Below are 1,158 nucleotides of genomic sequence, written 5' to 3'. Positions count from 1 at the left end.
CGGGCGTCACCGTCCTGGAGCCGGCCTTCGCGCCGTCGCGCATCAGGTTCACCGTGATCGAGGCGGGACGGACCCCGTCGCGGTCGCCGTCGTCTTCCCAGGACTTGGTCCCGGAGACGTCCACGGTCTCCTTGTTGGTGTTGGTGATCGTGAAGCCGGAGGCCGCGTCGCCCGTAACGTCGCCGTCGTAGTTCGGCACCGGGTATTCCTTCACGGTGTAGACGATCTCGCGGCCGTGGTCGTATTTGGGCAGGCCCGAGAACGCGCCCGACCAGTTGTTATCGGCGTCGAGCTTGAGCTCCTTGCCCGTGTCTTTGCCGTCGGCGAGCAGGCGCACGGTCACCTCGGAGCCCGCGGGCCCGACCCATTTCTTCACGACGGGGACGTCGACGGTCGCGGGCGTATGCGTGTTCGTGACCGTGTAGCCCGCCGTCGCGTCGCCGGCCACGGCGACGTCGTAGCCGCTCGGCACGCCGGCCTCCTTGACGGTATAGGCGATGTTCTTGCCGGCCTCCTTCAGGTTCAGGCCGGTCCAGGTGTGGGTCCATCCGTTGGCCTCGGAGAGCTCGACGGGCGCGCCCAAGGGCTTGCCGTTCGCGTAGAGCTGGACCTTGATCGATGCCGGGCGCAGGCCGTCTTGATCGTCGGCGTCGACCCACGTCTTGGTCACGGTGACCGAGGTCTTGCCAGGCGTGTAGGAGTTGACGATATCCGTGCCGTTCACCTCGGTGGCGTAGTTCGGGACCGCCTCCTCGACGACCGTGTAGGCGTACTCGTGGCCGTCCGCGGCGTACTTGGGAAGGCCGGTGAACGAGTAGGCCCACATGCCCGAGGCGTCGGGCGTCACCGTCCTGGAGTCGGCCTTGGCGCCGTCGCGCATCAGGTTCACGGTGATCGAGGCGGGACGGACCCCGTCGCGGTCGCTATCGTCGTCCCAGGACTTCGTCCCGGAGACGTCCACGGTCTCTGTGTTCGTGTTCGTGATGGTGAAGCCGCTCGCGGCGTCGCCCTCGACGGAGCCGTCGTAGTTCGCCACCGGGTCTTCCTTCACGGTGTAGACGATCTCGTCGGCAGTGCCGGCCTTGTACTTGCGCAGGTTGTCGAAGGTGCCCTTCCAGCCGTTGCCGGCGTTGAGCTTGAGCTCCTTGCCGGTGTCCG

1 protein-coding gene is annotated in these 1,158 nt (G+C 67.0%); it reads right to left on the bottom strand.

Annotated elements, in window-relative coordinates; genetic code table 11:
• A partial coding sequence (locus tag HMPREF1155_RS01640; RefSeq protein ID WP_009076655.1) for a Cna B-type domain-containing protein occupies nucleotides 1-1,158 on the bottom strand: 1,158 nt, incomplete at both ends.

Origin of the sequence: Slackia sp. CM382 (assembly GCF_000293015.1) — a bacterium.
Classification (GTDB): domain Bacteria; phylum Actinomycetota; class Coriobacteriia; order Coriobacteriales; family Eggerthellaceae; genus Slackia; species Slackia exigua.
The sequence above is the reverse complement of the archived record's forward strand: the minus strand, read 5'-3'. Positions and strand labels throughout refer to the sequence as shown.